Here is a 21267-nt window from a genome sequence, read left to right on the forward strand (position 1 = left end):
GCACGGCGGCGCGGCACGGCGGCGCGGCACGGCGGCGCGGCACGGCGGCGCGGCACGGCGGCGCGGCACGGCGGCGCGGCACGGCGGCGCGGCACGGCGGCGCGGCACGGCGGCGCGGCACGGCGGCGCGGCACGGCGGCACCCGGCTTCGCCGTGGTGCCGCCTCCGGCTCGGGTGCGAGGCACGACGCAGGGCCGGAGAGGGAAGTAGCCGGCCTTCAGAGGAGGAGAAGGAGAATCAACCGAGCGATGAGGCAGCATGCCTGCAATCCGCGCGGGCCCGCGCGCCGTTCCCAGAGATCGGGATGCTTGTCTGCACCGATATACAGTCGGGCTCGCTCTGGGGTGGCTCGTTAGGGGTCTGACCTGCCCAAAGAGGACTTGGAGGGGCGTCGTTTCCAAGGACGACGCCCGTCTCGACGCCCGATGTGGTCACCGTCTCGACAGTCGCGGCGCCTCGGGTGGTTTTTCATCGCCTCGGCCGCTGATGCGCGTACCACGAGGACGGGCGCGGGCGCCGGCTGCACCAGCTCTGGGACGCGGAGGTGATGCTTCAGGACGGGTTGTGATCAGTGCGCGGGTGGCTGCGTCGGGTTCCAGGCCCAGCTCGGCCAGGTGGCGCGTGAGTCTTTGGTAAGTGTGGTGGGCGGCTTCCCTGCGCCCCGCTGCCTGATTGAGGCGGATGGAATGCTGGTACAGGGCTTCGGTGTCGGGGTGCAGGCTGATCAGCCGGTCCAGGAGATCGAGCGCGGTTTGCCTGTCCTGCTGAGAATTGCTTCTCTCGGCTTGGCGTGCTGCCCGGATCGCGGCGTCCGCTGCCTGGCGTGCGAGGCTCTCCCGGATCCCGTCTGCCCATACCGGGTCGATCCCCTGACAGAATGGGCCGCGGTAATCATCCAGAATATCCCGCACGGCGATAATACAGCCGCTCCCGTCAATAGTCGACAGTTTCTTGATTTTCGTCCGAAAGTTCGCGATATCCGTGTGAATAAATCCGGGGTTGAGCTTGTGGAATTCTCCCTTGAGGTGGATGAATTCCGCGTGGGGGAGCCCGGTGGCTGCGCGGAGAGTCCGGCGGACAGAGCGGCGGAGGTTCTTCAGTTCCTTGGCGTGTTGGTCGGCTCCGCCAGCCAGGCGCAGGTTGTCGGCGATGTCGCGGGCGAGGAGTCCGGCTGGGTGTGAGGCGAGCAGGGCGAGGAATTCCCGTGCTTCCATCCGTAGGTGACTGGCGATGGGCTCGTCGCTCCCGCGTGCGAAGAGGGTGACAGGTCCCAGGAGTTGCAGCCGGACCGGGGCTGCCGGGCCGGGCTGTTCAGGAGCCTCGCCGGGCACGGAGCGAACGGGCTCAGCCTGTTCCTGGCCTGCTTCGCCGCTATCGGGAGTGCGCGAGGAGTCAGCCGGCACCTCGCCGTCGTCACCGCCGTCCTCCTCAGCCGCATCCTCGCCACCGCGCTCGGCAGATCCTTGGACGGTGCCTTCCCGGCCCGCTTCGCTCTGCTGGCGAGGTGGTGCTCCGAAAAGCAGCGTCGAGATCTCTTGGCCGGCGTCTTCGGTGAGGCGGAAGACCCGCAGTGGGCTCTTCCTGCTGTGTGTGCTGCTGGTTGCGGCGATGGTTGCCGTTCCGTCGTGGTCGATGTGCCAGCGGGCGGCTTGAGAAAGCGGAACGTCCAAGGTGAGGACACCCAGAGCTCCGGAGGAGGCTTGGTCCGCCAGGGCTGCCAGCTCGGCGGCGTCCTGCCCGGATGCCTGATCAGTGATCAGGAGCAGTGTGCCCGGCCCATGGGGCTGCCCGGACGGCGAGTCGTCGGGCAGGTGATGGTGCTCTCCTTCGTGGTCCTGGTGCGGATCAGAGCCGTTGTGCCGACGGGCGTGGGCGAGGAGGTGTTCCTGGCCTGCCTGGACCACGCCGTCGAGGTTCGCTGCCTGGACCAGGGCACGAACATCAGGTGGAAGAGTGGGCAGGAGCCGGACGGCGAGGTTCCGGGGCAGGGCCGCTGTGACGCGAGGTGGGAGCGGGCGCTGACGTTCGGCCGCTGTGAGAATGCTGATCAGCAAAGCTCGAAGGGCGGACTCGACCCCCGGCCCGGTCCACGTGCACAGGCGGGCCGCGACGAGTTCCTCCAGCGGGACTTCTACATCGCCCCGGATGCCGAGGGCCACGACATGCTTGGCCTGCGGTGGCGGAGGCGGAGTGCGGCGGGTGAGCAGATCGCCTGTACCGGGCGGGGCGTGGGGCAGGTCAGCCTCTCGTGCCGCCAGGGTTGCCTGCTGCACAACGGTGGCGAGATTCTCCGGCTGCTCCGCCCCCTCATGGGCGACCTCTGGATCGCTCAGAGCGCGACGGCGCTGACGGAGGCGGTACAGGCGTAGGGCGGCCAGGAGTCCGGCTGCCGTGGTGATGCCGATGACTCCGGCTTCCCCGACGCTGATCGCTGCTGATCCGTGAGGAGCCGCGCTCACGTCCACCTGTTGGTGCTCGTCCTGCTGGTGTCGCCGGTGCTCCTCGCCCGGCCCTGTCGTGCGGGCATCTGGTGCGGCACCAGCCTCCGGCTCCGAAGTTGCCGGATGAGGCGCCTTCGATGGCGGTGAAGCCTCCCCGGACGACGAGGAGTCGGCTGTCGGCGTAGGGATACGCAGGAGCCAGCCAGGCTGAAGGCGGTTGGGGTCTGTCAGACGTCGGCCGTCTGGTTGAAGGCGGCCGCGATTGGCGGCGAAGATGCGCGGCCACTTCACCGAGTCCCCCAGCTGCTTGTGGGCGATATCCCACAAGCAATCCCCCTGGGCGACCGTGTACTCGACGTACCTGCGGTCGCTGCTGCCTTCCTCCTGCCCACCTGTGTTCGTGCCGTCGTCATCAGTCAGTCGTACCTGTGCTTGGGACTCCGGGTGGTACGGAACGCTGAGGGTGGCCTGGGTACCCATACTTTCGGCGACGGTGTGTTGCCGGGCCACGGCCGCCTGGGGGCGCCATACAGTCAGCAGCGCCACGACGAGGGTGCCGACGCACACTGCGGCAAGGGAGCCCTTGAACGACACCTTGGCCAGGTGCTCGTGGTGCACTGCCCGATCCCGTACCAGGTAGGGCAGGTGGGTGGCATACCACCACGACTCGCGCAGGAAACTCAACGTGAAGGCCGCCCAGCATGCCCATCCGGCCAGCGTCAACAGGTCGAGGGCGAGGGGGTCGGTGAGCGGCTGCCCCAGTCTGTCGGCCAGGTCGCTGACGGAGTTGACGGTGGAGGGCCAGGGGATACCTCCTGCCTGCCAGAGCACGTAGGGCGCCCCGGCCAGCAGAGCAGCTGTGACGGCTCCGGTCGCCAGAGCGGTGATGGCGGCGGTGCCCCGTCGCTGCGGGGCGGTGGGTTTCATGGCCTGGTTCGCCCTTCTCGCCGTTCCGTCGGGCTGGCTAGTGCTGAGAGGTGGCACGTTGGGCGTGCGCGGTTGCGGTTGCCCGTGCGGTCAAGGTGTGTTTGCCGATGAGCTTGAGGACCTGGGTGGGTTGTCGGTGGGTGACCTGGACGGTGACCTTGTTCCGCCGTGCGCTCACGGTGGCGCTGTCGCCGCTGGCGGCGACGTAGCGTCGCGCGTCGGCTTCGGCCTGGGCGGTGCGCAGCCGGACAGTGCCATTGCGCAGACGGTGGACGTCGACCTGCTGTGCTCCGGTGCGGGCGGCTTCTTGGGCGATGTCCTGGGCGCGTGCGGCGGCGGCCAGGGCCAGGCCGCCGTCGATCACAATGCCCGCGAACAGCCACAGCACCACCACCCCACCGGCCACGGCGACGACCACCTGCCCCCGGTCGTCTCGCTCGCCATCCCGGAGGCCGCACAGCCCGGTGAAGCAGCGGCGAGGGAGCCTGGTCATGTCGTGCTCCGATAGGTGTCAACAGGCGAAACGGCGTTTCCGCGAAGCTCGATGCTTCCGGGCATGCGGGTCTTCGACAGGTCCGAGAGATCCGCAGTGCACGTCACCTTCGCAGTGACCGCCCCGCCGGGCTTCAGCCCTCCGGTCTCGACGGTCACCCGCGGGTCGACGCATGAGGATTGAGCGTCGCGCAGAGCTACTTCGGCGGCGTGCTGTGCCGCCGTGCGGGCGGCCGTCTCGTTTCGGGAGATCGAGGCCGCACGGGCGGCTTGGTGCGCGGCATCACCCACGACCAGGCGTGCGTCGGCGATGCGCCCGAACCCGACCGCGACCAGCCCGAGCAGGACAATCAGCGGAACGAGCAGGACGAATTCCACCGTGCTCGTTCCCCCATCGCCTTCCGACGCGGGGCCGAGCGGACGCCACATCTGGGGTCGACTCGTGTCGCTCTGCTGACCATCCGACGGCTTCACAGCTGGTCGTCCTCGGGTTTGGTGACGCGTTCGACCGGCCCCTCGGCGGCACCGGAGGCGCGCAGTTTCAGGAAGGGCACGGATTGCAGAACGCCTCCGGATACCTGTGCGGTCACGCGGGTTGCTGAGCGGGTTACGGTCACCTGCGGGTTGGTGAGGATCCGCCCGGCCAGGGTGCCCAGGCGGTGCCGGGCCTGTGCATGGCCGTCGGCGGCGCTGGCGTGTTCGGGCCGGGCTGCTGCCAGGGCGTCCTGTGCGATGTACTGCGCGATGTGCTGTGCGTGCCAGGCCAGCGCGAACTGCACCGCCAGCAATGCGGTCAGGATCAGCAGCGGGAAGAGGATGACGAGTTGCGTGGTGACCGCGCCTCGGTCCTCCCGCAGGGCACAAGCAGGGAACCTCACGCTTCAGCCCAGGTCGATGCCATTGGCCCGGCCCAGGACCTTGGCTGTGATCACACTGAGCGCACCGATCGCAAGAAGCGCCAAGAGTGCCGTGACGACGATGGTCTCGGTGGTGTAGCCGTCGTCGCGGCGGATGTTCCGGCGCAGTGTCGCCAGGTGCTCCTGGGAGGCGATGTGGTGGCGGAAGCGGGTGAGGTGGCGCATGTAGTGCCCTACTTTTTCTCGGGGTTTGAACTGGTCATTCGTACGATCGGTGGCCCCAGGGGCTCTGGGTATGGTTGGCATGTGGTCGCCGTCTATGGCCGAAAGAGCTTGGCCGCCCGGAGCCCACGACGACTCGACCGCCGATTGGGAGATGCGACTCGATCGCTGTGTAGGGCAACGTCGGCGAGGTCGTCTGCTGGGCTGTAGCGCGACGAGTTGGCGGAGGTGACCGTGCCCCAGGTCTGGGCCGGAGTGGACATCGGCAAGGAACATCACCACTGCGTGGTGATCAACGCGGGCGGTGAACGGCTGCTTTCCCGGCGGGTCCTGAACGACGAAGCAGCCCTGCTTGAACTGTTGGCGGACGTCCTGGCTCTCGACGAGGACGTGCTGTGGGCGGTCGACCTCAACCACGGTGGTGCTACCCTGCTGATCGGCCTGCTGCTCAGCCATGATCAGCCGATGGTCTACATCACTGGTCTGACTGTGCACCGCGCCTCGGCCTCCTACCGGGGCGAAGGCAAGACGGATGCCAAGGACGCCTTTGTCATCGCCGATCAGGCTCGAATGCGCCGCGACCTCGGCCCCCTGCAGCCCGGGGATGAGATCGCCGTTGATCTGCGCACCCTCTCCACCCGCCGCACCGACCTGGTGGCTGACCGCACTCGTCAGATCAACCGGCTTCGGGCCCAGTTGCTGGAGATCTTCCCGGCCTTGGAGCGGGCCCTGAACCTGACCAACAAAGGGCCGGTCATGCTGCTGACGGGCTACCAGACCCCAGCCGCGATTCGCCGCAGCGGCGCCAGGCGCATCGAAACGTGGCTGCGCAACCGCAAGGTGCGCGCAGCATCCACACTCGCCAAAACAGCCGTGGATGCGGCCGAGGCCCAGCACACCGCGCTGCCCGGCGAACGGCTGGCCGCCACTATGGTGGTTCGCCTCGCGAAGGGGGTGATGGCCCTCGATGAAGAGATCGCACAGCTCGAAGCACTCATCGAGGCCCGTTTTCGCGAGCACCAGCACGCCGAAGTGATCCTCAGCCTGCCCGGCATGGGCAAGCAGATGGGCGCGGTGTTCATCGCGGCCACAGGCGGTGACATGAGCGCCTTCGGCACCGCCGACCGGCTCGCCGGATACGCCGGCCTGGCACCGGCCCCGCGTGATTCCGGCCGCGTCAGCGGCAACCTCCGCCGACCGCGACGATTCCACCGCAGTCTGCTCAACGCGATGTACCTGTCTGCCTTGGCGAGCCTGAAAAGCTGTCCGGCCTCCAAGGCGTACTACCGGCGCAAGAGGGCTGAGGGGAAGGGACACAAGCAAGCCCTGCTGTCGCTGGCGCGCCGACGGGTCAACGTCCTGTGGGCCATGATCCGGGACGGAGAGTGCTACCAACCCCCACCGCCTGTCACGGCAGTGGTTTGACATCAGCATTGGGAAGCTCTTTCGTCGTGCAGTTACGTACAAGCGAGAGGGACGGAGCGGGCAGCCAGTTAGGCGACGGCGAGGACGTGCGCGAGTGCCGGATAGCCGATCAGCAGCAGGAAAGCGGCGAACAGCCCGACCAGGGGAAGGGACATCTGCTCGGTGGCCGCTTGCGCGGCGCCGTCCGCTTCGCTGAGGCGGCGCCTTCGCATCGCGCGGGCCTTCGCGGTCAGCGAGGCACGAATCTTGGCGCCCTCGCTGCCGGCCAGGTCGAGTGTGGAGGCGAGTTCGACCAGGTCGGACACGGCGAGGGTGCGGCCGAGGTCGGCCAGGTGCGGCCAGGGGTTGGTGCGGGTCAGCTCCGCGACGTGCAAGGCGTGCCGCACCTTGCCCGCAGCCCAGCCCCGCGGCGCCGCGACGGCCTGAGCGAGGGCCTGCTGGACTCCGGCCCCGCCTGCCAGGCCGATCACGGTCAGATCGAGGATGACGGCGAGGGTGTGCCGCATCTCGCGCCGTCGTTCCTCTGCCTGCTTGCGCACGGTGAGATCGGGGGCGAAGAACAGGATCACGGCGAGGACGAGGGACCCGGACAAGGGCACCCACCAGCCGGCCGGCACGCCCCCGGCGAAGGCGAAAAGGGCAGCGGCTGCCCAGGGAGTGAGGAGTCCGGCCATGGCACACGTGGCCTTTCCTGCCAGGTGCACCTCGATGTCGGTCCCGCAGACCGCGAGGTCGCTGCGCAGGGCATCGGTCGGGAATCCCAGCGCCCGCACCACAGGGACAGCCCGCTTGCCCAACCGGGTGGCCCACTCCCCCTCAGCAGCAGCCGGGGTGGCCTCGGCCGGTGCCGGGGTCTCGATGGCCGCCAGGACCTCAGTCAGTGCAACGCGGGGTGGGCGAAGCCCGAGGACGAGGGCGACGATCCCGGCGCCGAACAACGCTCCGAGAAGGGGGATGATCACTGGATGCCTCCGGTGGTCGCGGCGGCGTGTGAGGGGGCGAGGAGCCGGATGGGCTCTTCGATGCGGCTGATCACGCTCATCCAGGTGAAGGAGAGGGCGAACAGGGCGCCGACCGTTGCCAGCACTGCCTGCCCGGTGAGGGTGTCGAAGGGGTCGAGGTAGGGGCGGTTGAAGATGGTGAGCCCGGCGGCCATGCCGAGGGTGACGGTGACGGTCACCCGCACTCCGGTGCGGATGCTGGCCCGTCCGGCGTCAATGCGCTGGCGCATGGCGACCTGCTCGCGTACCGAGTCGGCCAGCTCCCCCAGCAGGGCGGCGAGCTGGCTGGCCTGCTTACGCGCGGCCATCACCAGGGCGGTGACGACCACATCGGCGACCGGGTCATCGACCTGGTGGGCGAAGCCTTCCAGGGCTTCGGGCAGCGGGCGTCCCTCGCGGAGGGCCGAGGCAAGTGCATGAAGTTCCTCTTCCAGCGCGGCGGGCGGGATGTCGCAGGTCGCGAGGATGGTCTGCTCCATGCCGGCCGCGGCCGAGAGCGTGTCGCGCAGCATCTCCGTCCACGTCGCCAACGCCTCCAGCCGCTCAGTGCGATGCCGCGCCTGGGCATCGGGGCCCAGGAGTCCGGGCAGGGTGACCGCGCCGATAGCCGCGAGCAGCCCGGCAACCGGCCATCCCGTCAAGGCGCCGGTCACCACCCCGCCGAGCACGGCCAGGGCGATGCGGCGTCGACTGCGCCAACCGGACGGCATCAGTCGTGCCAGCTGTCGCCAGCCGCCCGACTTCCCGACGTCGTCCCCCGGATCGGCCCGGGGCCGCAATCCGCGCGCCAGGACCACGGCTCCCGCCCCGAACCCTGCACCCAGAACGGCGGTCACGGGCACGTGGGTGGCGTCCATCGGCAGTAGGTTCATCGCCGCGCCTCCCATCCGGTGGCGGTCAGCTCGGCGGCGGTCTCGGCACGCAGCGGTGCCGCAGGGACACCGCGTCGGTCCGGGCCGGGCCGGTAGACCTCGTTGGAGACGATCTGCGTGCCATCCGCATCCACGACCTCCCGCACCGAGTCCACGCAGCGCCGCCCGCCTGTATCCCAGCCCAGGTGGACGACGAAGTGCACGGCCGAGGCCACCATCAGGTTCGTCGCCTCCAGCGACAGACGCTCCGGCGACTGAGCCGCGTACGCGGCCAGCTTGGTGAACACCCCACGCGAGGTGGAGGCGTGGATGGTCGAGAGCGAGCCGTCGTTGCCCTGAGACATCGCGTTGCACATCGGGATGACCTCGCTGCCCCGGATCTCGCCGACGATCACCCTGTCGGGCGTCATGCGCAGCCCCCAGCGCACCAGCTCCGCCTGATCGATGGCGCCGGCGCCTTCAATGTTCGGCTCGCGGGCCTGCATGGCGACCACGTTGGGGTGGGCTGCGGTGTCGGCGTCGAGGCCGAGTTCGAAGGTGTCCTCGATGGTCACCAGCCGCTCATGCGGCGGGATCGCGGAGGCGAGGGCGCGCAGCACGGTGGTCTTGCCGACGTTGGTGCCCCCGCCGACGATGATGTTCTTCCGCGCCCGCACCAAAGCTGCCAGGAACCCGGCCAGGGCCTCGTCGCACACGCCGAGCCGGACCAGGTCGGTCATGGTGGCGTGCTTGAGACGATGCCTGCGGATGGAGAGCGATACCCGGTCGGTGACTGCCATGACCGCGAACAGGCGTGACCCGTCGGCGAGCTGAAGGTTCAGCCGGGGCACGCCACGGTCGAAGCGCCGCTCCTCCCCCTCCGTCCGCGCGGCGAGGGTCCGCAGCCTTTCGATCAGCTCCGCGTCGGAGGAGGCCACCGGCGCCGAGCGGTACCAGTTGCCACGGGCGTCGCGGACCCAGACGGTGTCGCAGCCGTTGACGCAGATGTTCTCCACGTTCTCATCGGCCAGCAGGCGCTCCAGCGCTCCTGTGCCGAGGAGAGCGTCGGTGACGCTCTGGACGATCTCCCGCTCGGCTGTGGGGTCCATCGCCCGTCCGCCTCGTGCGAGTGCCTCCCGCCGCTGTTGCCCGAGTTCTTCGGCGAGTAGCTGGCTGATGGTGTGCTGGCGTTGTTGCTCGTTCTCGGGCGGAAGACCGGCGGCTTCGCGCTCGTGCGCGTATTCGGCCAGGCGGGCAGTGACGCGCTGCTGCATCGCAGCAGCGAGCCCTGGCACGCTTCCTGAGTCCGTGGCAGTACCAGTGGTGACGGTCACCGGATGCTCCTCTCCCTCAGCACCCCGGCCAGGGACTCGGCGCGAAAGGGGCCGCCCTGCCCTTCTTCGACCAACCGCCCGGCCAGCTCCCGCGCTGCCTTGAGCAGGGGTGAGGTGCGGAACCCCTCGGCCTGCAACCGCCCCTGCCTGGTGCCTCCGAGCACGCCGGCGCCCTTCGCATCCCACGCAAGACGCGTCACGTTCTCGACCGCCAACGCCGCACTCACCTCGCTCGGCGCATACGGGCACTCGCCCAGCACGCACAGCGTCAGCCGCCCCCCAGCCTGCCCCAGGTCCGACGCCTGGGCGTACACATGAGCCAGGGCATCGGCGCCCCCACGGGTGACGAGCAGCACCTCATCAGCGACGCCGGCCAGCTCCTGGGTCTCCGAGGTGAGACGGCCGAGGTCGAGCAGAACACTGCCGTAGTCCTTCTCCTCACCCCGCAGCACCCGCACCCCACCGCCTCCACCGAGCAGTCGCACGGCTTCGGTGCACGGCCCTCTCCCACTGGGCGCCAGCACCACCCGCACCCCGACCGGCAGCTCCCGCACGGCCCCCAGCAGCGAACCCGGCTGCGGCTGCCCCACAACAGCAGCCACATCCAACAACCCCGGACTGTGCGGAAGCCCGAAACGCGCCGCCAGATCCCCGCCCCACACCCCGGCCTCCACCACCACCGGCCGCACCCCACCATCAGCCTCCAGCGGCCACGCGGCAGCCAACGCCAACGCCGTGGTCGTCACCCCCGGGGCACCCGCAACCGACCCGATGGCGAACACCCGGCGCATCAGGGCGCCTCCCTGCTACTCGCCGGGAGAACCACAAGACGCGGATGCGCAACCTGCGTGGCCCGGCGGACTGCCGCCGTAGCGACCAGCACCCGAACCTCGCGCACCCCTCCAACTGTCTTCGGAGTTCTCGTTCCCGCCACGGTGCCGACCACCGCGCTCGGCAGCTCCCCGATGGCCTCCTCGTCCTTGTGGCCGGCCGGTGTTTCGTCGTCCGGGCCGGGCAGGATGGCCACCCGGTCGCCGCGCGCCAGGTTCGAGGGAGCTGCTGCGGCTTCGAGCGCGAGCGTGACCTGGGAGCTCCCCTTCGGAGGGAAGTCGGCAGAGCCACCGACCATGCCCGGCGACAGCAGCGAGCCAGCCACCAGCGGCACCCGCGCCTGCTTCCCCAACGCCTCCCCGCGGCGCTCGACCGGAATCACCCCCGAGTCCGCCGCCACCTGCACGGTCCGCAGGTCCTTCGCAGTCAGCACCTTGCCCGCCGGAACATCCCTCGCCAGCACCAACACATCCGCGCGCTCGCCGACCGCCGAGACGATCCAGGTGAACCCCACCGCCGAGACGAGCACCGCGCTGGCCCCACCCCACACCCAGGACATACGCCGACGCCGCACTCCAGCCACCGGGGCAGGTTGCTGGCCCGACCCGCCTGAACGCGCTCCGGGAATGCCCGTCGGCGGGGAAGAAGACAAGGGGGTACCCACACACACCTCGCACAAAGAAAAGTTGATTCCAGCCCCGCCCGGCCCTTCAGGCGGCTGCTCTCAAGAAGTCACGCGGTGACGACTGCCTGGACCTCGTCCACCGACAGCGACCGCTCGGCAGACATCGCCATCCCAGGCACCACCCCGGACTCCCCCGCCCCATGCCAGGAAACATCCCAGGTCACCCGTACCTTGACCCGGTATTTCCCGTCCGGTTCGGACAACGATGCCCGTCTGTATGTATGGCCACAGTCCGGTGACGACGACTCCGCCCCGAATCGAGCCGAGTACGGAGTTCCCGGCCCATGGCACACCACCGACGCGCCATCCCCCATCGACCACACCGCCTTACGCGGCCTTGCCGTCGCCGTCACCGTCACCCCATCGACCGACGCCGTCTCCGACACCGACTCCCACGACGACGCCTGCACCCACATCCACGTCGGCACATGCACCACCTGCGTAAAGTCCGCATCCGGACTCGTACGGATCACCGGCCTCGGCAACCGAAGCCGCTCCACCGCCTCCTGCGCCACCTCACCCGCCGACACCTTCCGCTCGACCCTGGCCTGTTTCCCCTGCGAACGCCCCTGGGCGCCTGGAGGCACGAGGAACGGCGCCATCCCGCCACGTATCCCCCCAAAGCCATGGCTGGAAGTCAGGTCAGGCATTTCCCACTTCGCACTACCAACGGCGCGACGCCCACCAGAGCGAGCGGGAGCGGCCCTCGGAGAAGGTCCAGACGACTGGCTCCGGGCGCCTGAGGCTGGGGAGGCGGCCTTCCCCGCACGGACCGTGCAACCTCCCGGAGTGCAGGTAACCCCACCGAACCGTTCTCGGATCTCCTCCGCCATCGCGGGCTGCCCAAGAACTGGCACAAACATGATTCCGGCGAGAGTGGCTCCTGCGCCCTGCCACACGCGGGTCCGCGACGATCCGGCTAGCACGACCCGGCCTCGTGCATGTACAGGTCCGAGACCTTCCAAGTCCCGTTGCTGCGCTTGACCGTGGCATCGGTCTTGAAATGACTTCCCGGCTTGTCGTCTTCCGGCTCGCCATTGCGTTTGTACAGCAGCCAGTCGGTGCCGTCGACGCAGTCTCGGATGACAACCTTTCCGCTCTTCGCAGAGACCACCTCGGGATGCGGACGAGGCGTCCCCTTACCGACAAGCTTGTCCCTTTTAGAACTCCGAAGGCCATACTTCATCAACTGAAGAGCGCCGCCCTCAGCATGGTCATCAAGGCGCTTCGAGGAAGGGTCCGACGTCTTCGACGCCCGAGCGAGATCACCCCACATCGCCCGGTAGGCAGACAGCGCTTCCCGACGCACCGACGAATGGGTGCCGGGTTTCGCGGACTCACGTACGGACTGTTCGGGCAGCGGCTTGGGCTCCGATGGGCCGTCCGAACAACCGGCCGTCACAAGCGTCGTCGCGCTCAGCGTAGCGACAAACGCCATCCGGCGCCTTGGGGACCGCGTCAGAACCACGCACACTCCTCATGACTTTGCGAACCCGGCCGAGCACGAACTGTAGCGACACTCACTCAATCTGACCACTCACGGTAATCTAACGAGTACCGAGTGAAAAGTTCCAGCTTGTCACCCGCTCGTGACAAGACACCACCGAGCGCTTCGTAGCCGTTGGCGCACCGACCTGCCTCGGAAGGGGCGGACCAGGCTCCCTCAAGCGCTGGAACTGGGGCAGCCCGAACTCACCGCGCACCGCTCACCGTCGAGTCGACGGGCCATCGTGAGGCAGCCAATCGCATGCAGGCGGAGCTCGTCACAGCCGGAGCAGGAATAGCCGACCCCGGGTTCGCTTCCCAAAGATCACTATCTCCTACGGGTGATCACTGAGACATCTGCCGTAACACGCTCGTTGCGGGATGAGTTGGCAGGACCACTGACAAATAGGAGATCTCATGCAGGCGAGTGTGAGGGCAGCCACCGCTGTGGCTGCCGTGCTGCTGATGGGGACGAGCATGACGGCAGTTGCGGGGGCCGTGGAACCTGTCACCGCCACCGGCACCGTGGCGGCCAAAAGGGGCTGCTACGTGACGGCGAAGAGCGCGACGATCCGATCTCGTCCGTCGTCGCGGTCGACAGCCGTCGGGATGGCGTACCGGGGGGATCGCTGCAAGCGACTGCGGGGCGGGACGAGGTGGACCAAGGTCCGAATGCGCGGCGGCAAGGTCGGTTGGGTGGCAACGCGGCTCCTGCACACTCCAGACGAGGATGTGCATATGAACCCACCCGGGATGTGAAGTGCCCTGGGCGCTGTCGTCTGGGGCCGTCAAAAGGATCCGCATCGGGCTCGTACCGCGTCGCGCGGTAGTGCCCGGTACCGGCCGGGCCGCCGCGATCACCAGGCGGGTGTCCGTGTCCAAGATGACCTGCACGTTCGCCGAGAACCGGTAATTGAGGCCCAGGAGCCGACGTTGCGGTCGCGTACCGGGACCAGGTGCCGTCCACGATCCACAACCGGTCGGCCGCATCATCCGGACGGGAGACGGACTCCGGCGCGAGCAGCGGACCCAGCCGCTGGATCACCCGGCACACGGTCGAGGAGGAGGCCCCGAACAACGGCCCGAACTGGCGCATGGTCAGGTTCGTGCGGTAGTACAACGGCCACCACCAGGACCCGTCGGCCAGCGGAAGACCCCACGGCCGGCCCCGCAGAGTCCCCTTGCCGCCCCGGTCACGGACCGCCTTCAGCAGCCGCCCGAACTGATCCATGCGCAGCCCGGTAAACGTCTCCACCCATATCCGCTCGACCCTCAACACCCCAGCCACGCAACGGAGATGCCCAGTTCACAGCCTTATGCAACACACTTTAATATCCTCCAGGGATGCGGATAGCCAACATGCTGGAGGCGTCCGCTTCCTGAGGCACAGCACAACCGAGTCCGTACTGGATCTTCCGCAAAGCGTTCTCGTGCGCCTCTTCGGGGTCGCCGAGTTCTATAGCCTCCCGGTACCCGGTTATTTCGTCGAGGATATCCGGTCGGCTCCCATTGTCGTGCTGAGGGAGGAGCGGGTCAAAGGAAGCGAGAATCTCCCCATCTTCCGCATAAGATATCCATGAGGTTCCCGATTCGCTCTTCAGCACCGAGAGAGCGACGGTGGCACGGGACGCAGACCGGATGATCTCGTTCTTGGCCAGGTAGGGGCCCTCCGATTCGATGACGAAGCACCAGTCGCCGTGAGTTCCAGCTCGCAACAAGGGGCCCTCGTCGCAGATCATCCCACTACTGCGCAGTTCGTCGATGTCCAGTGCGGGAACATCTTCCTCTTCGAGATCCTCACCAGCCATTTTGATGACCTCGGCTTCCATCCGGTCTACGGAGACAGGGCGGCAGTCCTCATCGCCGACGATCCTTGGGAAAACATCCACGGGCGAGATCCCGCGCACGAAGAGAACACAGTAGCCAGTGTCGTACAGTTCCGAGTTCGGCAAGAGTTTCATGTCCGAGAAGTTACCTCATTGGTCAGTTCATCCTGTGCGGCCCGGTTCGCCGGTGGGCGAACCGGGCCGCAGGGCGTGCAGTGCTAGCTGTCGCTGGCGCCAGCATCCACCCAGTAGGGATCACCACCTAGCAGGCGCCACTCCACAGTCCTCCGACCGAGGGCACCGCCAACGCCCATATTTTGATCTTTTGGGATGCTGGCTCGACCGCACTTGGCCTCAGCTGGAGGAGTCCCTTCATTGAATAGAATCCAATATTTCTGGCCACCGATCACCTTAACCTCGGCCCAGTACTGCTGGCATTGAGCGCCGGAGGTCACCCCGAACTGCCTGCCACTCTCCTGGGCCCGTGCGAAAGGATACTCATCGCACGACGCATCTGGCGTGTCCGGATTGGGTTTGAAGCTACCATCTTCGCAGATGACCTTCCGGTTTTTCTTTTCCTCTTCGGCATCTTCCTCACGATGCAGAGGCTGACCGTGGCCCTCCCATCCCGGGTGCGTAGACATGTTCTCCTGGACCCTGGCGATGAAGTTGCGCGCTGCAGGGTGTTTTTTCTTGTCCACTACGAGGGTAGGGATGAAATCCGGTACGATACACCCAGCCAACTTGCTGACCTTGTTGTCGCAGCGCACCCAGTACAGACCATCGGCTTGCTCCTCGTCTCCACCCCAACTGACATTGCCCCCAGTTGAACGAGGAATGTGAATGTTGAGATCGTAGCTCAGCCGGAACTCTTTGTAGCCTTGGATTCCGGTCCAGGATCGTGTCCAAGTACCATCGAGTGATCCGCCGACAGCTATCGGCCGTGGTTCCGCCCAAGGAGATGAATCCTGCTTGCAGCTGTTGTCGAGCGAACAGGTCGAGTCCACCTTCAGGGTTATACCGGCAGCAAGAGGCGAGTCCAGCAGTTGGATGTTCATGTACTCGGTGTACTCGACAGAATTGTTCACGGTGTTGATCTCTTGCTCGACGATTGCATGAGCCTCGCCGTAGACGACGCCAGTGAGGGTATCTACTATGACGACGATCAAATTGCGTCGCGAACAAATGGAGTCACGTGTCACGTAGACTCGGTCCATTGGTACGCCCACACACCACACGGAGCCTGGGGCGGACGAGGACGCGGAGCCCCCACTTCCGCTTTTGTCAGGCGTTCCCCATTTGTAGCACAAGGCTCGCTTGTGGCCAGCTTTCCGAAGAGCCTTCAGGTTGCGTCGCACTTCGGCGCAGTTTGATCGCGCCGAATCTCCGCTTCGCTCAGAAAGAGTCTGGAAATCGCCTTTGGGGCCATCCTCATTCCGTACAGTGATGTTGCCAGTATCCGTCCTTGTGGCTGCCGGCCCCCCTGGACTGCCAGAGTGTGGCGCCTCGGCTTTTGCAGTAACCGGCGCAAGTAACGCGATGATTGCCATTACGACTACGGCGAGCGATCTGCGAGATCTGGAGCGCAAATGCCTTCCCCCCTCACAGGCTGTGCGGACACGACCGTCGTGTCGGCGAACTACACAATCATTGATCAATCGGCACGTCAACGATCTTTTTCGGACAGCGACGTGACAGGTCGTCGGCGAGCCGCGAGGGGCTTTCGGCGTTGATCAGGGGAGATCGCGAATGTCAAGGCTTTGGAATTGAGTCAGGAGGTCTCAAGGCACGCTACTGGCACGGGAGGGGGCCCATAAGTGGCTCTACGGGCACAGCAGGCCGCGAGAAGGGCTTTGCTCGTCCCAGCGCTTGCACGGAGCCTGGGAGTTGATCGTGGCGTGCACCTGATCCTGGGACGACGTCGACGCATCTGGTTGCTGAAGTCGAACTCGTGGTGTCGTCTGCGGTCAGATGGTCAGGGAAGTCTCGGCAAGGCAACCGTCTATGGGCTGGGTGCGGTACTGGATTTGGCGTGAGAGCCGCGCCGGATGCGTCGGACAAGGTGCTCGGGGTGCTGAAGCGACGAGATACCTTCGACGGATTGGAGTCGGGTGCATAGGACGGCAGGTAATAGAGGAACAGCTGATCCCCGACCGGCAGGGTTACCTCGTTAGCTTCAAGCTCTGAGAGATCAAGAAGTTCACTGGTGATGGTTCTGTGAGCGGTACCATCGCGAAGGCGGCGCCCCAGTTGGCCAGGTGCGGCGATGAGTCCGTGGCGAAGATCTCCTGGGCGAACTCCACACGTCCGGAGACCGTGGGCGGCCCATGACCAAGCTGTGGATGCCCCCGGCCGGAGTGGTCCCAGTCCTCCCCGTGCGCACGGCCCAACGACACCGCCCCCAAGTATGGGTCCAGAATGCCCGTCCCAAAACGACGCGTGGGCCCTCCTCACAGCTCGCGGAGGAGGGCCCTGTAGCTGGTCCTGCTCTGCACAGCAGGCAACTGTGGAAAGGCCATCTGAATACCGAAGCCACCCGCCGCCAGGTTGATTCAGGTGGCGGCAGCGCCAACTACGAACCAGGCAACCTTCGTCTCCCCCGTCCGGCAAAAGCCCCACCCGCCGCCGGTCAGATGATGAACCACTTGCAGCCCTCGGCCCCGTTCTCCCAGCAAGCTCAGTAGCGAGTCCAGCCCACCGCCGCGGCTCACCTCCTCGGGCGGAAAAAGAGGGCTGGGCGGGAGCTGAGGAAGCTCGGGAAGCCGGGGATCACCGTCCTGCACTTCACAGACCCACCCGGACAAGATGCGCTGCAGTCGCACCTCGTACGGTCCGCATGCGTGCTCAGCCGCGTTGGCCACCAGCTCCGACAGCGCAAGCTGCGCATCCTCCCGCGCCTCTTCTTCAACCCCGAGACGGGCCAGCGTTTCGCCCAGCGCGAGACGGGCTTCTGCGGCCGGGAGCCGCGTGCTGTCATTCCAGCAGTAGATCACGATGCCGCGTCCCCCGCGGGCCGGGGCGCTCACCGTGCGCTCCGTCGGGCTGCGTGGCGACCGCCGCCGCGCCGGTGCCGCCCGGGACCGGGCTCCAAGCAGGCCCGTACCGGTTCATACGCGAGCGGTGCGCCTCCCAAGAAGACGGAGAAGATCAGTAGACAGACAGTGAGGGTGAGGGACGGCATCGGTACCTCCCGGCAAATCGCCTATTGGGTCACGACGACGACACCGCCGAGCGGTATAAGAGCGGAATTGCAACCCACCGAACGGGGGACACTCCTCCCCCGAAGTCCTCCAGTTAGCCTCGGACACCGTTGGCGCGGCACGATCAATCCATGCCCTTCCTCCCGCGACGTGCTGCTGCGGTTGCTCGGTGATCGCGGCTGCTGTTTCAGCGGCGGGGCAGTTCATGCCGATGCGACTATCGGCGGCTCTGCATGAGCAGCGTGAGCAGGATTACGGTCGAGACCTTCGCCGAGCGCTTAGGTAGGGCGACGCGGGAGCCCGCAGTTGCAGGAACCCCGGCTGGTGAGAGTCAGCATGAGTAGTCATTGACACACGTCCGTCAGGGCAGAAGCGGCTCCTGGATAGCTTCACTGAGCCCAGCGGGGCTCGGGGCTGAGACGCCGGTCGGAGGGGGAGAAAGAGCACGGGAAGCGGCCGTCATAGGCGCGAAGTCTTCCCCCTCCCCTCCCCAAAGGCACGAGTCGTTGTGGTGTCGCTGGCCGTTGCGGACGTCGCTGACTCACTCTTGTTTTGCAGTGGGTGCTGCCGTTGTGATCCATTGTTTGACCCGTTCGAGTTCGCTCTTCTCGTCAGCGAGGAGAGCGTGATGCTCGACGGTGAGCGTTCTGGCTCGGGGGGACATCTCGGGAGATGGTGCAGGTGAACAGGCTCCAGGCGTCTTCTTCGGTGAGAGCAGTGCTGTGCTGGTGAAAGCGGAAATGGTTGCGGCGCATGGAGTCGGCTGTGCCGGCCTGGTCGCGGGTGATGTTCACGAAGAGGGCGCGGTGGCCGGTGGTGGCGTCGAGTTGGGGAATGCGGAGCGAGTTGAAGGGCGACTTCGTCAGGAGCGCGGAGCGGCTGAAGTGTCGGCAGTGTGCCTGAATGCTCGCGGTCAGCAGAGTCGTGTCCTTGATGTGGGGGCGGTGGAGGTTGTAGATGTGGCCGCCGACTGCTGGTAGGTCGGGATGGCTCGTGCGTAGAGGTCTTCGCTCTCATAGGGCATGACCAGGCCGGGGATGAGGCGGGTGTTCTTGTTGTCCCCGCGGAGGACACTCTGGTCCAGTTCTTCGAAGGAGCGGCGGGCTGGGTGGCGGAGGTTGTGTACGGGCCAGGCCCAGCATGAGGCGGTGGTGAAGTAGGCGTAGTGGCCGGTGTGGGCGAGGAGGTTGTTCAGGTGGCTGGTTCCTGAGCGGGGTGCGCCGACGATGAAGACGAGTGTCTGGGGTGTGTGTTCAGGCAGGGGCCGGGGTGCATAGGGAGCGCGGTCGTCGAGTTCCTGTTGAACGTTGATGCCTTCGGTCTCGGCGATCTGCTGGTTGAAGGGCAGGGGCTGTCCGGTGCTGCGGATCTGCTCGAGGGTGGCCTTGAGGAAGTGCAGGGTCTCAGGGGCTGGTGGGGTGCCGAGCGCGTACTTCTTCTCCAGGACTTCGGCGAGGACGTAGTGGCGGGGGTCGGTGCTGAATCGGTAGACGCGGGTGCGGTAGAGAGCGATGGTGGCCCCGTCCGGGTGGGGGGCAGCAAGCTGTGAGGTGAGTGTGGCGTCGTTCACCGGGGCCTCGTTTCCGTGGGGCGGAGGGTGTGCCAGCTGTGGGTGTATCCGTTGCGGCCCAGGTAGGGGCTGGTGAGGATGTGATGGATCTCCAGCCAGTCCCTCAGGCGGTCTGGGGTGCACGGGATCTCGGTGGCCTGGTTGTAGGCGTCGAGAGCGGTGGTGGTAAGCCGGGGCGGCAGGGGGCCGTACGTCATCGCGGTGGTGAGGATGAGCTTGGCCAGGTCGTAGCCGAACGGCGCGAGAGTGAGGTCATCGAAGTCGATGACGACGATGCCGGTCTGGGTGACCAGGAAGTTCCGCAGGTTGGCGTCCTTGTAGAAGGCCGCTGGTTCGTCGGCAGCCGAAGACAGGACCTGCGCGGCCTCCTTGGCGGTGAAGGCCGGGGCGGGGACGCTGCCTTGTTCAAGATGCTGGCGGACGCGGTCGATGCGGCTGGTGGTGAACGCCTCCAGCGCCCCGATACCGGGCAGGTGGAAGGGTGCGCCCAGGCGTGCCCGGTGCAGGCAGGCCCGGTAGGCGGCAGTGTGTGCTGCTCCCAGTAACCGAGCACTGGCAGGAACATCGTTAGGAGCCACGTGCCGTCCTGGTATGTGGCTGAGCTCCAGCGAGCGAGGGCGACACGCGATGAGCGCTGGTACGGGCAGCCCGAGGCGGTCCAGCCAGGAGTGGTGGGCCTGTGCCCGGCGCATGGCGTCAGCGGTGCGGTAGTGCTTGGTGAATCCCACAGGGGCGCCCCTCATCCGGGCACGGTCGCGGTGAGGTAGTTGACGACGGAAGCGGTCTCGATGGGGCCGTCGGGCAGCCGCTTGCTCAGTCGTTCGGCGAGTGCTGGAGCCGGTACTTGGGAGAGGTGGCCAGGTAGGCGGAGGCATGAGCGAGATCGTGGAACCGGAAGCGGTGGGTCTCGTGGCGTACGTCGCGGACGGTCACGACGCTGGTGGCGAGCGCTGTGATGTTGCCGCTGTGGAAGGTCCCGTACAGGCTGGGCCTGGTTTCAGCCTGTGGGTCGAGGCCGGAGGCGGCGACCAGTCGGTCCAGGGCCGCGTAGCTATCCGCGGACTTCGTCGCGAGGATTACCGTGCCGCCGGGCGCCATACATCGTGCGATCTCCTGCAGGACACGGCGAGGCCAGGGTGAGTGGTAGAGGCAGAACGCTGCCACGGCCAGCTCCGCACGGCCGGCTGGCAGAGGAAGCTGGTGGAAGTCTGCTTGGATCGTGGCGGCCTGCCATCCGGACTGCTGGAGGCGGTGGCGCGCAGCGACCAACAGGGCGGCCGAGGCGTCGAGGGCGAGGACTCGGGACCTTGGGAGCGAACGGGCCAGGGCGACGGTGGAGGCGCCGCGCCCGCAGCCGATGTCCAAGACGAGCCCGCCCACGCTGGAGCATGCCTGGAGCGCGATGGCAGAGATCACCTCTGCTGCTGACCGGCCTGAGGTTTTTGCCGACAGGAGAGCGCCGGTACGGGCGGCGAGCCGCTGCTGGTTTCCGTAGAGGCTGCCGCTGATGAGCTGCTGGTCAAGGAACGGCGTGGTGTCAGACACAAGCCGCTCCCCTCCGGAAGCCCGAGGGGCGCCCTATGTGTGCTGGTCGGCTTTCAGACGGGCCAGCAGGCTGCGGGCCTGGCGTCGGCTGGTGACGACGTACACGGTCGCGTCCGTGGCATGCTCCTGGATCAGCTTCCTCACCCGGGGTGCCATCGTCTTGCGGTAGCACCACACGTACCGAAGGAAGTTCCAGGAGATCCGGTCGTAGACCCCAGTGGCATCGTTCTGCCCGCCGCCGTGTCGCAGGCGCCGCTGAGCCAGCCCCCACAGGCATACGGCCGGCGGAAGATCGAGAAAGATCACGGTGTCGGCGGTCCGCAGCCGGATCGGCATCGTCCCGGCGTAGTTCCCTTCGATCACCCAGGCGGGCGCGGCCACCAGCTCCTCCTGGACGGCGGCGTACTTCTCCTTGGGCAAGGTGTTCCAGTCGTCGTCGTAGTAGACGGCGTCCAGGTGTGTGACGGGCGCGTCGATAAGAGCTGCGAGCTGCTTCGACAGGTAGGTCTTGCCGCTGCCGCCGCAGCCGATGAGGGCGATCTTCTTCATGACGGGGAAAGCTACCGATCCTGGGC

22 protein-coding genes and 1 pseudogene are annotated in these 21267 nt (G+C 66.9%); 3 read left to right on the plus strand and 20 right to left on the minus strand.

The features are described from left to right. A partial coding sequence (locus KBY19_RS17270; protein WP_210966091.1) for a hypothetical protein occupies positions 1–210 on the plus strand: 210 nt, incomplete at its 5' end. 221 nt (positions 211–431) lie between these two features. On the opposite strand, the gene KBY19_RS17275 is transcribed toward KBY19_RS17270, so the two are convergent. From KBY19_RS17275 to KBY19_RS17295, 5 genes are all read right to left on the minus strand, one after another. Further along, the gene (locus KBY19_RS17275) at positions 432–3368 is read right to left on the minus strand and encodes a BTAD domain-containing putative transcriptional regulator (protein WP_210966092.1); all 2937 of its coding nucleotides are present in this window, start codon (positions 3366–3368) and stop codon (positions 432–434) included. 37 nt (positions 3369–3405) lie between these two features. Continuing rightward, positions 3406–3861 carry a pilus assembly protein TadG-related protein gene (locus KBY19_RS17280; RefSeq protein WP_210966093.1) on the minus strand — a complete coding sequence of 152 codons (456 nt, stop codon included), beginning with the start codon at positions 3859–3861 and terminating at the stop codon, positions 3406–3408. Next, positions 3858–4238, minus strand: coding sequence for a TadE/TadG family type IV pilus assembly protein (locus KBY19_RS17285; protein ID WP_210966094.1), 381 nt, complete (start codon positions 4236–4238; stop codon positions 3858–3860). Before KBY19_RS17285 ends, KBY19_RS17280 begins: the two co-directional genes overlap by 4 nt. Positions 4239–4330: 92 nt before the next feature. Further along, positions 4331–4738, minus strand: a complete 408-nt coding sequence (locus tag KBY19_RS17290) for a TadE/TadG family type IV pilus assembly protein (protein WP_210966095.1) — start codon at positions 4736–4738, stop codon at positions 4331–4333. Between the two features lie 3 nt (positions 4739–4741). Then, positions 4742–4942 carry a hypothetical protein gene (locus KBY19_RS17295; RefSeq protein ID WP_210966096.1) on the minus strand — a complete coding sequence of 67 codons (201 nt, stop codon included), beginning with the start codon at positions 4940–4942 and terminating at the stop codon, positions 4742–4744. Between the two features lie 225 nt (positions 4943–5167). Here KBY19_RS17295 and KBY19_RS17300 point away from each other — a divergent pair, with 225 nt between their 5' ends. Then, on the plus strand, positions 5168–6364 hold the full coding sequence (locus tag KBY19_RS17300; protein ID WP_210966097.1) for an IS110 family transposase: 1197 nt from the start codon (positions 5168–5170) through the stop codon (positions 6362–6364). A 68-nt stretch (positions 6365–6432) separates the two neighbouring features. Here the strand turns inward: KBY19_RS17300 and KBY19_RS17305 are convergent, their stop codons facing one another. The 7 genes from KBY19_RS17305 to KBY19_RS17335 form a co-directional block, all read right to left on the minus strand. Continuing rightward, positions 6433–7326 carry a type II secretion protein F gene (locus tag KBY19_RS17305; protein WP_210966098.1) on the minus strand — a complete coding sequence of 298 codons (894 nt, stop codon included), beginning with the start codon at positions 7324–7326 and terminating at the stop codon, positions 6433–6435. After that, positions 7323–8237 (minus strand): type II secretion system F family protein, encoded by a 915-nt coding sequence (locus KBY19_RS17310; protein ID WP_247691075.1) that lies wholly within the window; start codon positions 8235–8237, stop codon positions 7323–7325. The genes KBY19_RS17305 and KBY19_RS17310 overlap by 4 nt, the downstream gene beginning before the upstream one ends. Then, a complete protein-coding gene (locus KBY19_RS17315; protein WP_247691087.1) occupies positions 8234–9490 on the minus strand; it encodes a CpaF family protein in 1257 nt (418 codons plus the stop codon). The genes KBY19_RS17310 and KBY19_RS17315 overlap by 4 nt, the downstream gene beginning before the upstream one ends. A gap of 56 nt (positions 9491–9546) precedes the next feature. Continuing rightward, a complete protein-coding gene (locus KBY19_RS17320) occupies positions 9547–10341 on the minus strand; it encodes a hypothetical protein (RefSeq protein WP_210966100.1) in 795 nt (264 codons plus the stop codon). Then, on the minus strand, positions 10341–10940 hold the full coding sequence (locus KBY19_RS17325) for an SAF domain-containing protein (protein WP_247691076.1): 600 nt from the start codon (positions 10938–10940) through the stop codon (positions 10341–10343). The genes KBY19_RS17320 and KBY19_RS17325 overlap by 1 nt, the downstream gene beginning before the upstream one ends. Positions 10941–11113: 173 nt before the next feature. Then, entirely contained in the window at positions 11114–11716 is a 603-nt protein-coding gene (locus KBY19_RS17330) for a hypothetical protein (RefSeq protein ID WP_307843532.1), read from the minus strand. A 269-nt stretch (positions 11717–11985) separates the two neighbouring features. After that, entirely contained in the window at positions 11986–12504 is a 519-nt protein-coding gene (locus KBY19_RS17335; RefSeq protein ID WP_247691077.1) for a hypothetical protein, read from the minus strand. Between the two features lie 524 nt (positions 12505–13028). Here KBY19_RS17335 and KBY19_RS37780 point away from each other — a divergent pair. Beyond that, entirely contained in the window at positions 13029–13310 is a 282-nt protein-coding gene (locus tag KBY19_RS37780; protein WP_368860990.1) for an SH3 domain-containing protein, read from the plus strand. 72 nt (positions 13311–13382) lie between these two features. Here KBY19_RS37780 and KBY19_RS17345 read toward each other — a convergent pair. The 8 genes and pseudogenes from KBY19_RS17345 to KBY19_RS17380 form a co-directional block, all read right to left on the minus strand. Beyond that, positions 13383–13839, minus strand: a pseudogene (locus tag KBY19_RS17345) (transposase family protein); the annotation flags it as partial. Between the two features lie 40 nt (positions 13840–13879). Next, positions 13880–14512, minus strand: a complete 633-nt coding sequence (locus KBY19_RS17350; RefSeq protein WP_210966102.1) for a DUF6461 domain-containing protein — start codon at positions 14510–14512, stop codon at positions 13880–13882. 83 nt (positions 14513–14595) lie between these two features. Then, positions 14596–15579: a hypothetical protein gene (locus KBY19_RS17355; RefSeq protein WP_210966103.1), complete on the minus strand. Its 984-nt coding sequence runs from the start codon at positions 15577–15579 to the stop codon at positions 14596–14598. 1350 nt (positions 15580–16929) lie between these two features. Beyond that, positions 16930–17403, minus strand: coding sequence for an ATP-binding protein (locus tag KBY19_RS17360; protein WP_307843533.1), 474 nt, complete (start codon positions 17401–17403; stop codon positions 16930–16932). Positions 17404–18490: 1087 nt separating this feature from the next. Beyond that, entirely contained in the window at positions 18491–19147 is a 657-nt protein-coding gene (locus tag KBY19_RS37520; protein ID WP_210966104.1) for a sulfotransferase, read from the minus strand. Next, the gene (locus KBY19_RS17370; RefSeq protein WP_210966105.1) at positions 19144–19875 is read right to left on the minus strand and encodes a phosphotransferase; all 732 of its coding nucleotides are present in this window, start codon (positions 19873–19875) and stop codon (positions 19144–19146) included. The genes KBY19_RS37520 and KBY19_RS17370 overlap by 4 nt, the downstream gene beginning before the upstream one ends. Before the next feature lie 85 nt (positions 19876–19960). After that, complete coding sequence (locus KBY19_RS17375) at positions 19961–20692, minus strand: class I SAM-dependent methyltransferase (RefSeq protein ID WP_307843534.1); 732 nt, start codon at positions 20690–20692, stop codon at positions 19961–19963. Positions 20693–20725: 33 nt separating this feature from the next. Beyond that, entirely contained in the window at positions 20726–21241 is a 516-nt protein-coding gene (locus KBY19_RS17380) for a topology modulation protein (RefSeq protein WP_210966106.1), read from the minus strand. Positions 21242–21267 lie beyond the last annotated feature (26 nt).

It is taken from the genome of Streptomyces sp. B15 (genome assembly GCF_018070605.1).
Taxonomy (GTDB): Bacteria; Actinomycetota; Actinomycetes; order Streptomycetales; family Streptomycetaceae; genus Streptomyces; species Streptomyces smyrnaeus.

Bases quoted from the DNA above. Each gene is read 5' to 3' on its own strand.
- KBY19_RS17280 (WP_210966093.1), bottom strand. From the start codon at position 3,861: ATGACCAGGCTCCCTCGCCGCTGCTTCACCGGGCTGTGCGGCCTCCGG.
- KBY19_RS17275 (WP_210966092.1), bottom strand. From the start codon at position 3,368: ATGAAACCCACCGCCCCGCAGCGACGGGGCACCGCCGCCATCACCGCT.
- KBY19_RS17320 (WP_210966100.1), bottom strand. From the start codon at position 10,341: ATGCGCCGGGTGTTCGCCATCGGGTCGGTTGCGGGTGCCCCGGGGGTG.
- KBY19_RS17325 (WP_247691076.1), bottom strand. From the start codon at position 10,940: ATGTCCTGGGTGTGGGGTGGGGCCAGCGCGGTGCTCGTCTCGGCGGTG.
- KBY19_RS17335 (WP_247691077.1), bottom strand. From the start codon at position 12,504: ATGGCGTTTGTCGCTACGCTGAGCGCGACGACGCTTGTGACGGCCGGT.
- KBY19_RS17350 (WP_210966102.1), bottom strand. From the start codon at position 14,512: ATGAAACTCTTGCCGAACTCGGAACTGTACGACACTGGCTACTGTGTT.
- KBY19_RS37780 (WP_368860990.1), top strand. From the start codon at position 13,029: ATGACGGCAGTTGCGGGGGCCGTGGAACCTGTCACCGCCACCGGCACC.
- KBY19_RS17380 (WP_210966106.1), bottom strand. From the start codon at position 21,241: ATGAAGAAGATCGCCCTCATCGGCTGCGGCGGCAGCGGCAAGACCTAC.
- KBY19_RS17315 (WP_247691087.1), bottom strand. From the start codon at position 9,490: ATGCAGCAGCGCGTCACTGCCCGCCTGGCCGAATACGCGCACGAGCGC.
- KBY19_RS17310 (WP_247691075.1), bottom strand. From the start codon at position 8,237: ATGAACCTACTGCCGATGGACGCCACCCACGTGCCCGTGACCGCCGTT.
- KBY19_RS17295 (WP_210966096.1), bottom strand. From the start codon at position 4,942: ATGCGCCACCTCACCCGCTTCCGCCACCACATCGCCTCCCAGGAGCAC.
- KBY19_RS17330 (WP_307843532.1), bottom strand. From the start codon at position 11,716: ATGCCTGACCTGACTTCCAGCCATGGCTTTGGGGGGATACGTGGCGGG.